Origin of the sequence: Geotoga petraea (assembly GCF_900102615.1) — a bacterium.
GTDB classification, from domain to species: domain Bacteria; phylum Thermotogota; class Thermotogae; order Petrotogales; family Petrotogaceae; genus Geotoga; species Geotoga petraea.
Window position 1 is genome coordinate 1 of record NZ_FMYV01000010.1, and the last position, 14,005, is coordinate 14,005.

Genomic DNA, 14,005 nt, shown 5'->3' on the forward strand with positions numbered 1-14,005 from the left:
CATTTCTCCGAGAGTTCCTTTCACTTTTTTACTTGTATATCCATTTCGGTAGTTATCTTTTTCTTCTGTTCTATCGTATTTTTCGTATCCTAGTTCTTCATCTAATTCAGCTTCTAACATTTCTTCTAATATCGTTCCTGATATCTCTTTTAGAAATCTGGTTACATCTGGTATTGTTTTTAATCCTTCTTTTTTGATCAATTCTTTGAAAAATGCTCTTTTTTCTCTTCTTTTCCTTGTTTCTTCTTTCATTTTAAAAAACACCTCCTTTGGTTTTATTTTACTACCAAATTCGGTGTTTTTTTATTTTACACAAAATTTCTTATACTCTCGTTGGAAATAACCCGAGACATTAAAAAAAGAAGAGCTTTAGCTCTTCTTTTTTTTATATTTCTTCAAGACTTTTATCATAATCTTCTACTACCCTATCTTTCCAATTACCAAATTTTATGAACAAGAATGATAAGAGCATCGCTGAAATATTACTAATAATCATAGCATAAAATACGCCTCTGAATCCCCAAGTCTCTGACATAATCAATATCAAAGGAACTCTTATTCCCCAAAGCCTAACCATATCTACGATAGTTGATTGTATAGTATGACCTGTGCCTCTCAATGTACCCATAAATATATCCATCAAAGAAAAAAACGGTAGTGAAAACGAAACCAATTTAAAGAATGTGACTCCAACCTCTATTACTTCTGGATCATTTATAAAGAATTGAGTTATGTATTGCCCATAGAAAAATAGCAATACTGAAATGCCCAAAATTGTGCTAAAAGTTATTATTCCTGCTTTTCTAACTGTTTCTACAGCTTTCTCTTTGTGATCAGCACCAACGAACTGTGCCACCATCGCACCAGTTGCCAAAGACATACCCGTAGCAAACATAACAACCATTGAGTTTATTCTATTTCCAACTCCATAACCACTAATTACAACTGGCCCAAATTGAGAAATAACACTTGTGATAATGGTAAAGCCAAAAGCCGTAACAGCTTGCCCTAAAGAAGCAGGAAGTCCAATAGATAATACTTTTTTTATAAATCTGAAATCTGGTTTAAAATCTTTCAAATGAACTTTGAACCCCAACTTTCCAGAAAATAAAATATAAGCAAAAACACCCGCAAAAGTTCCTCTTGAGATAATTGTAGCTGCCGCAGCACCAATTACCCCCCAATCTATAACAAATATAAAAATAGGGTCTAAAATAATGTTGGTAACAACGGCAAAAAACATCAATTGAAGAGCTATTACAGAATTTCCCCATCCTCTAAATATACCTGCTATTAGTTCCATAGAAAATAAAAACGGCAAACCGAGGAGGATAACTCTTAAGTAAAATACCGCCAATTCATGTATATCTGGTTCTACTTGCATTATTGAAACCATAGAATCAGATAATATCAAACCAACAACCATTATAATTGCAGAAATAAAAAACACAGTTATAATAGTTTGAGCTGCTGATTTTTCGGCATTATGTTTTTCTCCCATGCCAGTATATTGTGCAACCATAGATGAACCAGCATGCGAAAAGCCTGAAGCAAGAGAAATGAAGACAAAAACTATTGGAAAAACTATAGTGGGAACCGAAAATTCCTTTGGCCCTAATTTTCCCAAAAAATATGCATCGGTTATGTTGTATATAGTTTGTAGCAAATTTGTTAATATAATCGGCCAAGCTAACATGAATAGTCCCTTTGTAATAGGGACTTCGAAAACATTGACTTTCTCAGAAATTCTTCTTTCTTTAGGCATTTAATCACCTCTTTTTTGATTAGTTTCCCTAACTATTATAACATAAGATTTTATTTTGTAAATATGGCTAATTAAAATTTAATTACTTTTAATACCTAACTAAATTTGTTATAATTAAAATGATAATCAATTGGAGGTGTTTTATGAAATTACTATTTGATCACATGAAAACAGAATACTGGGATAAAAAATTGAAAGAAATAAAAGATGAAAACGAGGATTTAGAAATACTATTTTTTGATAGTGATGAAGATAAAAGAAAAAAACTAAAAGAAGCAGATGGTTTAATTGGAGGATTCTTAACAGAAGAAGAAATAGACATAGCAAAAAATTTAAAAATCATCTTCGTACCTTTCTCTGGGGTAAACACTCTACCTTCTGAAAAGCTTTTGGAAAGAGATATTATAGTTGCAAATTCAAAAGGGAATGGAAAAGTTGTAGCAGAAAGAGCCGTTAGTCTGACCATGTCATTACTTGGAAAAATCCCACATTTTCACAATGATATGAAAAAAGGAGTTTGGCACGGTTTTTCTGTTGGGGAGAAACCTCATCAATCTTGGGAAAGTATTATAGACAAGAAAGTGACAATACTTGGAACAGGCAGTATTGGAAAAAGTCTTGCTAAATACCTAAAAGCTTTTGATTGTGAAATAACAGGTTATAAAAATAGTTATAATGGCGAAAAAATTGAAAATTTTGATATTTTAACAACGGATTTTGAAAAAGCAATTGAAAAAGCTGAAATTGTATATATAGCCTTACCTTTAACAAATAATACAAGAGACACAATTAATAAAGACAATATTAATTTATTTAAAAACAAATATATAGTAAATGTTGGCAGGGGACCAATTGTTAATGAAGAAGCTTTGTTCATAGGCATAAGAGATAATATATTAAAAGGTGCTGCAATAGATGTTTGGTACGATTATCCAACTAAAGATGCAATGTACAAATTACCTTCCAAATATCCTATACATCTTTATGAAAATGTTATCCTTTCCCCACACGTTGCTGGATTTAACGAAAAAGCGATTCAATACAGTGTTGATTGGTGCATTGATAATGTTAGAAATTATATTCAAAATGGAGAACCAAAAAACAGGGTAAATATGAAATTGAAATATTAAAAAAGAAATCGCAGATTTCTGTTGTTAGATACTGGTTGTTAGTTGTTGGTAAAAACAAAGGCCTTTTAGTTGAAATTCTAATATAGTAAATTAACAATGTAGAAAAAAAGGAAAGCTTTCGCTTTCCTTTTTATAATATCGCAAATATCAAAGCTGCAATTAAAATCAAAAGTTTTAAAATTTCTTTTATATGAAAATATATAGTCTTTCCATCATTTTTGTTTATTTCAAAAGTTGTAATTTCCTCTTGAAAAGGAGCTATTGCTTTTACAACTCTACCGTACTTATCAACATGCCCCGTAAAGCCAGTATTAGATACCTGTACAAAATCTCTTCTGTTTTCAACTGCTCTAAAAATACCTTGGGTAAAATGCTGAGTTAATCCAGTTTTTGTCCCAAACCATCCATCATTAGTAATCGAAATCAACGCTTCAGCACCATTTTTTACCTGACTATTTGATATTTCTGAAAAATATGTTTCAAAACATATTTGAACTCCCAATTTATCTCCATTAACGTCAAAAACTCCTGGTTCGCTTCCTCTTTCATAAAATCTCAGAAGTTTAAAAGAAGCAAAATTATCAAATATAAACTCATAAGGCAAAAATTCTGCAAAAGGGGTTAAACCTATTTTGTTATAGCTGTCCACCAAATTAGCTTGTTCATCAAAATACCATGCAGTATTGTAATATTCTCCAGCTTCGCTTTTTGGAAACCCAAGTATTACATCCTTACCAATATCTTTTACATTTATTTTAAAGGCATCATATACTTCATTTTTTGTTATATCTTCCATAAAAGTAGATTCAGAAAATATCACAAGATCCGAATTTGTTTTTTCTGCTTGCCTTAATTTATCGGAAAAATCAACATAACTCTTCCATGAATTTATGTTGTATTTAATTTCCTGACTTTCATTTGTTTGTACAGCGGTTATTTTTAAGGGGTCTTTTTCTATATTCTCTATTGGAATAAATCTTTCTATGCTAAAATTCAAAATAAACAAAACTGATAAAACTATTGGCAGTTTATAAAACCAGTATTTTGATTTGTCAAATGCCAAAAAACTGTTTACAAAAACAATTAAAAAAGTTAAACCTAAATATCCAAATATGCTTGCAAGCTGAATCAAACCAACATGATCCCAAATAGCATAACCAAGCGATCCTCCAGAAAAAGCAAGATCACCAAAATCTTTTAATATTTCAGCAGAAGTATAGGCAAACGAATAAAATAACACCTTGTTCCAGAAACTCGTTTCCCTAAATTTTCTGTTAAAAATCTCGGTTAACAACCATATCAACAAATAAGGTAAACTAAGTAACAAAATTTCACCTATAAACCCTAAAACACCCATAAAACTTGAATAAGAGCCCAATATATCTGGGATATTTTTGGAAAGCACAGGCAATTGCCACCACAATGTTGTAAAAAGCATACTGAAGGCAAATATAAAGGTGTGCAAAAACCTATCCAAAGTTCTCTTGGAATTGTCCAAATTTTTCAAAAAGAAAATCAATGACCCCCATATCAAAAAAGAGAATAAATTACCTGGCATGGCCAAACCGGTTAACACACCAGACAATAAAGTTAATAAATAAATCAAAGTACGTCCCCCTTAGTCTTCTACACGCATTGATTCTGCTGCCTGAATTTTTGTTGTATTATACAAAGGAATGATTATTGAGGCAATTGAAACTGCATACAAACCTATAGCTATATAAATCAAATTCATCCAAGGTATTATAAAAGGCATAGCCTCACCTATAAACACTGTATATATATTGTACGAACCTATTATTCCAGATAAAAGTCCGGATAATATCGCCAAGAAAATCATTATTGAATATTCAATAAAGAAGCTTTCAAAAACCATTTTATTATTAAAACCAATAGCCTTCAACATCCCTATTGCACTGGTTCTTAAATCTATAGATTTTATAAATGTTATAGCAAGGCCAACAACTCCAACAATTAAACCAAAATACAAGAAAGAATTTATTATAGAAAAAACTCCTTCAGTAGCATTGAGCCCAAAGTTAACAAGATCATCAACTAATACAAAAAAGTATTTGTTTTGTTTAAAAACATTTTCCAATTCTTTTCTAACATAATTTTCTTGCAACGTGAATATTTGACCGTTAAAAGATCCTTGTATAAATTGACTATATCCTTCAAAATTATCTGAAACTATTGGCCCCATTGTTATGGTGTTTATTACCTCTGGAATAATTGCTGCAACAGTGAAAGGTATTTTCATTTCAACGTTTTCTGATAATTCTGGCCTTTCTGTCATACTAAAAGTAGCATTTAATTTGCCTATTTCTATTTCTTGCCCTACTTTTACTTTTTCTTTCAATGAATTGTTTATCGATTCGGGAAAGGCTATATAGTTTGGATTGTTTTTAATCTCTTGCCAAACTTCCCGATCTGACATGTTTTTCATATAATCCATTTTTTCTTTCACTTTTATGTTGTTAACATCAAAGAACTCGTCAGAACCTATCATCAAAGGAAAATATTCATTATCTGCATTGACCAATGTCGAAGGAACATAATAAAAATTAGCAGCTTCCTCAACGTATTTTATTTCTTTTATTTGAGACTTATCAGATTTTGTGGATAATAAAGGAACGGGAATATTAATTACTGCTCCATCAAATCCAGCAAAAAGCTCGTCTCTTGATCTATTCATCTGTGTTCTTTGAATATTCGGGATTATTGTGGAAATAACTATTAAAAACAGAACTATTGAATATAAAATTATTATTAAGGATACATCGCCCTTCTTTTTTGATGGATAAGATGTGGATATATTTACTATCGCTTTATTTATCTTGAAAATATTTAGAAGTTTTTTTATTCCAAGTATTATGAAATCAAAATCGTACAAAAATATCACAACACTGGATATTATCATAACAAAACTTTTCGCTCCTATGAATATATAATCTTCAGATGGAATCAAAATTGTAGATAAAAAAACTGCAAAATAAGCTATGTTAATAAAAATCTTTTTGTCCATCAATTTTTTAAAGATCAAAGGAAGTAAAAGAGCGAATGTGCTAATCAAAAAATATATAACTGAATAATTGAAATTCAAAAGCCAGGAAACCAATAAAGAAATAATCAAATATCCTGCCAGATATGTCTTTGTTCTTGATTTTGATTCTTGTTTTATACCTTTTATTGCATTTACAATATTCATATTTGAAACATTATAAGAGTAAAAATATATAAATATTGTCGGTATTAAAAAGCCGGCTATTCCAGATATTATGAAAGACTCTGGCCTCACAAAAAATTCGTTAATCTGAGGAAAATAAGAGAACAATTCAAAATTAGATAGTGATTCACTAAAACCACTTATCTGTTCAAAGGTAAATCTGGATAACAGATAACCAGATATCAACCCCAATGGAACTGAGAAAAGATTATAAAAAACTCCCTCAAAAAAGATCATTCTTCTTATCTTATCTTTTTTAAAACCAATAGCCCTCAACACACCCATTTCTTTTTTTCTTTGGTTCATTAGCATGGAATAAATACTTATCATGAGAATTCCACCTGCTAAAAAAGAAAATGATGATAGGGCCAAAAATATAGCAGAAATTTCTCCAGAAGATAGCATCTCTCTCTGCCTTTTTTTTGGAAAAACTACACTTAATCCATCTATAGATTCTTCTAAGCTTTCTATCTCGGCAAAAATTTGCTCTTGATTTTCAAAATCATCTAAATTTATCAAATATTGATTTGGCTTTGAACCAGTAGCCCTTAAAAGATTGGCAGCCTTTCTTTCGTTTAAAATGACTGCACCTCGCTGTGATTCTGAATTTCTACCTCTATAGTTCAACAGTCCTTTTGAATTGATTATATCCCTTATCTCGTATTTGTTGGGGAACAATATCGTGGCAACATTTGCTGAATCAAGAATTTGTATAACGTCACCAACTTTAACCTCTAAATTATCCGCCAAATCTTGTGTGATGATTGCCTGATTTGGGCCAAGAGGTTCTGAATATATTTCGTTGTAAAATTCACTATTTTTATATTTTTCGAAAGGGAACCCAAACACTGCTACATTTGTAATATCAGAAAAATTAAGTTGTTGAATTTGTCCTTCTTTTAAAACAGGGTACATCTTATAATAAACAGGCAAGATATTTTCATCATCGACATCTTGCTTTATTTTAGATAAAGCCTCATCTACCTTATCTTGCTCTATCCCATCTACATTTACAACGGCATCTATTTTATAATAAAATTTTTCTATATTTGTGTTGACAAAGTTGTTGTATGTGTCGTTGATACCCATTGCTCCAATTATAAAAGACGTACCAATCATAGTTCCAAGTAAAATAAGAAATGTTTGTGTTTTTTTTCTAAAAATATTTTTAAAGGATATTTTGGTAATGAGCCTGTCTTTCAACAAGAAGAGGAATATCAACAAAACTAAGAATATAAATATATAAGCAACCATTATTGTTTCCTCAACTTTCCGCTTTCCATTAGATATATGGAATTAGAGAACTTAGTCACTTTTGGGTCATGTGTAACTATGATAAAAGACGTTCCCTTTGTTTCATTCAAATTTTTTATCAATTCCAAGATCTCATTACCTGTTTTTTTATCCAAAGCACCTGTTGGCTCATCGGCCCATACTATTTTAGGCTCGTTAATCAGTGCTCTTGCAATGGATACCCTTTGGGCTTCTCCACCACTTAAAGTCGATACATCAACATTCATTTTATCCTCGAGTCCAACTTTGATCAACAATTCTTTAGCTTTTTCTTCGGCCAATTTCTCTTTTTGTTCGTTTATAAGCATTGGTAATTTCACGTTCTCAATTACATTTAACACAGGTATAAGGTTGAAAAATTGGAAAATAAAACCCATATTTTTAGCCCTAAACTCAGTTACTTCATTATCTGATTTGTTGGTAATCTCGTAATCATCTATAAATATTTTCCCATGTGTGGGCCTATCAATACCCGATAAACAGTTTAAAAATGTTGACTTTCCAGAACCAGAAGGGCCAAGTATTGAAATAATTTCACCTTCATTCATTTCTACATTAACATTGTCTAAAGCTCTGACTTCTTTCGCCCTTTCTGTGTATATTTTAGATAAATCTTCAACTTTAATCATATCAATTCACCTCTACTTATATATTGTCTATATACTTTATTACCCCGTTGACACATGCGCCTATCATGCTTGCTGGCACGTAATTAAACTCCGTAACCCTTATATCTACATTATCGTTATTTACATAAGTATATTTCTGAATTCTTTTTTTTAATTCCCTAAATGTAACTGCTGGATAGTTTATTATTTTCCCACCTATTATAACCTTTTCAAGGTTAAGTAGGTTTATAGCATAAGAAATGTTTAACGCAATTGTATCTATTGTTTTTTCATAGTTTCTTTCAAAATCTATAAAGTGTTCGAATTTTACCTTTTCTCCAAAAATGTAATTGTGACCGATTTCCCCTGCAGAAAACGAAAAGCCCCTGTATATCTCGTCATTCAAAAGCAGACCTGAACCAATCCCTTCTTTAATCAAAATAAATATAGCGTTTTTTTTATCTTTCATATCCTCTGATCTTATTTTTTCGGCTAAAATGGATAAGTTCGAGTCATTATCCAATATGATGTCATCATTCTTAATAAGAGAATTGTAGCTAAAATCTTTCCATTTTAAATTTGGAGTGTCTTTTATTCTTTTGCTTCCTATGTCCACAATTCCTGGTATAGAATACGAAATATAAAAAAAGTCTTTATTCAACGATGAAATATAGCTTTTTACTATACTGTTTAATTCGTCAAAAGAATCAGGAGTTGGAATGGTTTTTAACAGATCAACTGTTCCATCAAAATAACCTTCTCCAAACATAGTGGTGTTTACGTCAATATCTACGACAAAAATTCTTAGCTTATTTTTGTTCACCATGAGCATTTCACTTTTTCTTCCATATTTGGACTCATTTATCTTGTTTGATTTAAGAATGAAATCATTAGCCATTAAATAATTTATAACACGCGTAATTGAAGAATTGCTTAAATTAGTATATTCAGATATCTCCTTTCTGGTAGTCTTATTGTTCAAAAAGATAAATTTTAGAGATTTTTTTATATTTTCTATTTTTGTATTTCTAACCTTATCCATTTATACATAGCCCCTTATTCAATAATGTCTTACAAAACTATTTTACCATAAGTTATTTACCCAATTTTTTTAGCCTATCTGGATTCATGTGGTTTAAACAACATCCAGTCTCAAAAAGCCTTATTTCTGAGCCTAATTTTTCTTCATATTCAACTATTTCATCGTGTTTTGAACATTTGTTGTCTTCTGTAAGATATTCACATCGATTCTTCTCATAATTCCATTGACCATAATAACAGGGGTTTTGCTTACAACAATATCCACATTGTAAACATTCAGGGCAAATTTCTTCTTCATTCATTTTTTTCATCAATTCGTCAATATCTTCTATGTTATCTAAATCTTCAAAATACATTTTTTTCACCTCGTAATTATATTAATAAAATTGTATCACTTTTAAATTATAATATTATTTATATTAAAAATAAATTAATATCTATGTATCAATTAATTAAGAAATAAAAATTTTTAGTATGTTAGAATCAAAGTGTAATGAAAAAATTTAATAAGTAACCCTTTCCTATATAACTTCGGAAATATGGTCCGAGAGTCTCTACCAAACAACCGTAAATTGTTTGACTATAGGAAGGGGGTGCGGGTTATTAAAGCAGTCTAAACGACTGTTATAATTTGATTTTTTACAATGGCTATGTAAATAATGATTATAATTACCCCACCTCTCTTCCTATCGAGAGGTGGGGTTAATTCTATTTTTAGGAGGTTTTTACATGGCCAAAGTACTTGTTGTTGCTGGTAGTAAATCCGACGAAACTTTTGTAAAACAAGCACTGGATCTTTTCGATGAATGGAATATCGATTATAACTTTGAAGTTATGAGTGCACACAGAGACCTTGAAAAATTAACAGTTTACATCAAAAATTTAGATGATGATTACAAAGTAATAATAGCTGTTGCGGGTTTGGCCGCCGCCTTACCTGGAGTTATCGCTTCTCTTTCTTCTCTCCCGGTTATTGGTGTCCCAAACGATGTCGGCCCTTTAAAAGGCGTAGATGCACTTCTTTCAATGGTTCAAATGCCCAAAGGAGTCCCCGTTGCTACTATGGGAATTGGAAACCACGGAATGAAAAACGCTGCATACTTCACAAAGAGACTTTTGAAGGAGGGGAAATAATGAATTTATCAGATTTAAAATTCATGTACGAAGGAAAAGCTAAAAAATTATACGAATATGATGAAGATAAAACGCTAATATACTACAAAGACGACGTAACTGCTAATAATGGAGAAATGAAAGACAACATGAAGGGAAAAGGTAATATAAACAAGAAATTTTCAGTTTACTTTTTTAAAATGCTCGAAGAAAAAGGCATAGAAACTCATTTTGTTGAGGATGTTGATGAAAATTCATTTATAGCAGAAAAAGTAGACATAATTCCTTTAGAAGTTATAGTTAGAAACTATGCCGCAGGGAGCTTTTGTAGAAGATACGGTGTTGAAAAAGGTATGAAACTTGAATTTCCTTTAGTTGAATTTTCTTTAAAAGATGACACTCTTGGCGATCCAATGATTTCAAAAGATGCAGCTTTGGCAATAAAGCTAACTGATGAAAAAACCATTAATTATCTTAAAGATCAAGCCCTCAAAATTAACAAAATTTTGAATAATTATTTTTTAGAAAAAAACATAATTTTAGTCGACTATAAATTGGAATTTGGTATTAAGAATGGAAAAATAATTCTCGCTGATGAAATATCCCCGGACACATGTAGATTTTGGGATTCTAAAACAAAAGAATCTTTAGATAAAGATGTATATAGAGAATCAAAAGGCAACTTGGTAGACACTTACAGCTCTCTAACAAGGAGGCTGGGTCTATGAATAAATTCGACTTTGAGGTGAAAATATCTTTAAAAAAAGGTATTTTGGATACACAAGGGATGGCTACAGAAAAAGTTTTAAAAAGAATGGGGTATAACATAAATTCGATAAATTTTGGAAAAGATATAAAATTTAGTCTTGAATCAAAAGATGAAAATAGTGCAAGAAAAATTGCTGAACAAATAGCACACGGGGTTCTTACAAACCCTGTGTTAGAAACTTACGAGTTAAATATAATCAAACCAGAAGGTGAAAATTAATGCCTAAAATAAAAGCTGGTGTAATTGTTTTCCCAGGGTCTAATTGCGATAGAGACGCGGGATTTGCACTTGAAAAAATAGGTTTTGATTACGATTATATTTGGCATGATTTTGAAAAGGTTTTAGATTATGATTTTTTATTTTTGCCTGGTGGGTTTTCTTATGGAGATTATTTAAGAGCTGGGGCATTGGCAAAGTTTTCTCCAGTTATGAAAAATGTTGAAAAATTCATTGAAAACGAAAGAGGTCTTGTGCTTGGTGTTTGTAATGGATTTCAGATACTTACAGAATCAGGAATATTAAAAGGTGCTCTTTCGCAAAATGAAAAGATGAAATTCATTTGTGATGATGTTGATGTTGAAATAAAAAATAGAAAATCTCCATTCACAAAGTATATAGAAAAAGAAACTTTGGAAATACCAATTGCCCATATGGACGGAAATTTCAAAATAGAAGAAAAAGATTACAAAGAACTTAAAAATAATGATCAAATTGTATTTGAATACAAAGATAATCCAAACGGTTCATATAAAAATATTGCTGGAATAATGAACGATAAGAAAAATGTCCTCGGTATGATGCCTCATCCAGAGAGAAATGCTGTCAAACTTCTGGGAAATGGAGATGGAGCTTCTATCTTACTTTCTATTAGGAGGTTTTTAGAAAATGAATAAGACAATAGGCACAACAGAACTGGCTATTGCATTAGGATTATCCGAAGAAGAATTCAATTTGATCAAAGATAAATTAGGCAGAGAACCAAATGAGTTCGAAACATATCTTTTTTCAGCACAATGGTCTGAACACTGTGGTTATAAACATTCAAAGAGTTTACTAAAAAAATTACCAGTTAATATAGAAGATGAAAACGCTGGATATATAAAAATCGATGAAAACGCAATCGTTTTTAAAGTCGAAAGCCATAATCACCCAAGTGCAGTAGAACCTTATCAAGGGGCTGCAACGGGGATTGGTGGTATAGTTAGAGATGTTCTGGCTATGGGGGCAAGGCCTATAGCTCTTTTAGATTCTTTGAGATTTGGTGATCTCAAAGACCCAATATCTAAAAATATTTTCGAAGGTGTTGTCCACGGGATTAGTGGATATGGAAACTCTATAGGTGTTCCAACGGTAGCTGGAGAAACTTACTTCAACAAAACATATTCCACAAATCCTCTGGTTAACGTAATGTGTGTAGGAATAGCTAAAGAATCAGAATTAACTTACTCAAAAGCAAAAGAACACAACAAATACTTTGTTTATTTTGGTGCTAAAACTGGAAGAGACGGAATCCACGGTGCTTCTTTTGCATCAAAAGAATTATCCGGGAAAGATGACAGGCCATCTGTACAGGTTGGGGATCCATTTTCTGAAAAAAATCTAATTGAAGCAACATTAGAAGTTTTAAAAATACCAGGTGTTTTGGCAAGCCAAGATATGGGGGCAGCAGGATTATTAAGTTCTTCATCAGAAATGGCTTACAAAGGTAACCTTGGTTTTGAATTATATTTAGACCAGGTCCCAATTAGAGAAGAAAATATGAAACCCTGGGAAATGATGCTTTCTGAATCACAAGAAAGGATGCTTTTTCTTATAGAACCTGGAACTGAAAAACAGATTAAAAAAATTGCAGATAAATATTTTTTAGAAATGTCCGTAATCGGAAAAACTACTTATGAAAGAAACATGAAAGCATATTTTAATCGAGAAGAACTCTGTAATTTGTCTCTTGAACATTTGGTAAACGCTCCAAATTTAGTCATAAAAGCAGAAACCCCTAACTATTTCTATGTTCACAGAGCAAGAAAAAATCCAAATATAACCAAACACCCTAAAATGATATTCTCAGAACTTTTAAAACATCCAAACATAGCTTCAAAAGAATGGGTTTACAAACAATATGATTACAAAGTTGGAAATAGCACCGTTATAACTCCAGGGAATGCAGACGCTTCTGTAATATGGATTAAAGGTAGCGATAAAGGAATAGCCATGACCATAGATGGAAATGGCCCTATGACGTTCTTAAACCCCTACGAAGGTAGTAGAAATATTGTTTTTGAAGCCGCAAGAAACCTTGTATCTGTTGGAGCTACCCCGAAAGGGGTCACAGATAACATGAATTTTGGAAATCCAGAACAATTAGAAGTGGTTTGGCAATTTGAACAGTCTATAAAAGGTATATCTTCTGCTTGTAGAGAACTGGAAACTCCAGTAACTGGAGGGAATGTTAGTTTTTACAATGAATCAGGAGATTCTGCGATTTACCCCACACCTGTCATTGGTATGGTTGGGGAAGTAAAAAATATAAACAATATAATGACTATGGATTTCAAATTTCCATCAGATTTAGTTTACCTCGTTGGAAAAACAACTATAAACAGAGATTACTTAGGTGGAAGTTTGTACCAAGAAATAGCTGGAGATTTTATCGGTGGAGAAGTAGACAAAGTTAGAACTCTTTTCGAACTCGGGCTTCATAAATCAATATTGAAAATAATAGAAGAAAACATTGCTAATGCCGTACATGATGTTTCAAAAGGTGGAATAGCAATTGCCCTTGCTGAAATGGCTATAAAAGGTCAAAAAGGGTTTAAAGGTTTAGTTGGTGAAAACAACGAAGAATTCTTTGGCGAGAATCAATCGAGATTTATAGTCACAGTTCCAAGTGAAAATAAAGAAGTATTTTTGCAAACTATGTCAAAAATGAAAATGGAATACAAAAAAATTGGTAGAGTTCTTCCAGAAGAATATGGTTTTGATTGTGGTTTTGGAAAAGTGGATATGGAAGAGATGAAAAAATATTATTATGATTCTATTCCAAATGCTATGGAGGATTAA

13 protein-coding genes and 1 riboswitch are annotated in these 14,005 nt (G+C 31.5%); of the genes, 6 read left to right on the forward strand and 7 right to left on the reverse strand.

The window, feature by feature from the left end; all coding sequences use genetic code 11:
• Together BLS00_RS10860 and BLS00_RS09555 are read right to left on the reverse strand one after the other, a co-directional pair.
• The coding region (locus tag BLS00_RS10860; RefSeq protein ID WP_176759792.1) for a transposase at nt 1-252 on the reverse strand (252 nt) is incomplete at its 3' end.
• 133 nt (nt 253-385) lie between these two features.
• Complete coding sequence (locus BLS00_RS09555; RefSeq protein WP_091405384.1) at nt 386-1,765, reverse strand: MATE family efflux transporter; 1,380 nt, start codon at nt 1,763-1,765, stop codon at nt 386-388.
• 143 nt (nt 1,766-1,908) lie between these two features.
• On the opposite strand from BLS00_RS09555, the gene BLS00_RS09560 reads away from it, so the two are divergent.
• Complete coding sequence (locus BLS00_RS09560) at nt 1,909-2,895, forward strand: 2-hydroxyacid dehydrogenase (RefSeq protein WP_167849042.1); 987 nt, start codon at nt 1,909-1,911, stop codon at nt 2,893-2,895.
• A gap of 130 nt (nt 2,896-3,025) precedes the next feature.
• Here the strand turns inward: BLS00_RS09560 and lnt are convergent, their stop codons facing one another.
• From lnt to BLS00_RS09585, 5 genes are read right to left on the reverse strand one after another with little or no spacing between them, the layout of a single operon-like run.
• The gene (gene lnt, locus BLS00_RS09565; protein WP_091405390.1) at nt 3,026-4,501 is read right to left on the reverse strand and encodes an apolipoprotein N-acyltransferase; all 1,476 of its coding nucleotides are present in this window, start codon (nt 4,499-4,501) and stop codon (nt 3,026-3,028) included.
• Nucleotides 4,502-4,513: 12 nt separating this feature from the next.
• A complete protein-coding gene (locus BLS00_RS09570) occupies nt 4,514-7,375 on the reverse strand; it encodes an ABC transporter permease (RefSeq protein ID WP_091405392.1) in 2,862 nt (953 codons plus the stop codon).
• Nucleotides 7,375-8,043: an ABC transporter ATP-binding protein gene (locus tag BLS00_RS09575; protein WP_091405395.1), complete on the reverse strand. Its 669-nt coding sequence runs from the start codon at nt 8,041-8,043 to the stop codon at nt 7,375-7,377. The genes BLS00_RS09570 and BLS00_RS09575 overlap by 1 nt, the downstream gene beginning before the upstream one ends.
• Before the next feature lie 16 nt (nt 8,044-8,059).
• Entirely contained in the window at nt 8,060-9,064 is a 1,005-nt protein-coding gene (locus tag BLS00_RS09580; protein ID WP_091405399.1) for an ROK family protein, read from the reverse strand.
• A 52-nt stretch (nt 9,065-9,116) separates the two neighbouring features.
• A complete protein-coding gene (locus tag BLS00_RS09585) occupies nt 9,117-9,419 on the reverse strand; it encodes a hypothetical protein (protein WP_091405402.1) in 303 nt (100 codons plus the stop codon).
• A gap of 145 nt (nt 9,420-9,564) precedes the next feature.
• A riboswitch (purine riboswitch) is annotated at nt 9,565-9,666 on the forward strand.
• 126 nt (nt 9,667-9,792) lie between these two features.
• Here BLS00_RS09585 and BLS00_RS09590 point away from each other — a divergent pair.
• The 5 genes from BLS00_RS09590 to purL are packed head-to-tail and all read left to right on the forward strand — an operon-like array spanning nt 9,793 to nt 14,005.
• Nucleotides 9,793-10,197, forward strand: coding sequence for a 5-(carboxyamino)imidazole ribonucleotide mutase (locus BLS00_RS09590; RefSeq protein WP_091405405.1), 405 nt, complete (start codon nt 9,793-9,795; stop codon nt 10,195-10,197).
• Nucleotides 10,197-10,904 carry a phosphoribosylaminoimidazolesuccinocarboxamide synthase gene (gene purC / locus BLS00_RS09595; RefSeq protein WP_091405407.1) on the forward strand — a complete coding sequence of 236 codons (708 nt, stop codon included), beginning with the start codon at nt 10,197-10,199 and terminating at the stop codon, nt 10,902-10,904. The genes BLS00_RS09590 and purC overlap by 1 nt, the downstream gene beginning before the upstream one ends.
• Entirely contained in the window at nt 10,901-11,164 is a 264-nt protein-coding gene (purS, locus tag BLS00_RS09600) for a phosphoribosylformylglycinamidine synthase subunit PurS (protein ID WP_091405410.1), read from the forward strand. The genes purC and purS overlap by 4 nt, the downstream gene beginning before the upstream one ends.
• An 8-nt stretch (nt 11,165-11,172) precedes the next feature.
• A complete protein-coding gene (purQ, locus tag BLS00_RS09605) occupies nt 11,173-11,838 on the forward strand; it encodes a phosphoribosylformylglycinamidine synthase subunit PurQ (protein WP_091405494.1) in 666 nt (221 codons plus the stop codon).
• Complete coding sequence (gene purL / locus BLS00_RS09610) at nt 11,831-14,005, forward strand: phosphoribosylformylglycinamidine synthase subunit PurL (RefSeq protein ID WP_167849041.1); 2,175 nt, start codon at nt 11,831-11,833, stop codon at nt 14,003-14,005. The genes purQ and purL overlap by 8 nt, the downstream gene beginning before the upstream one ends.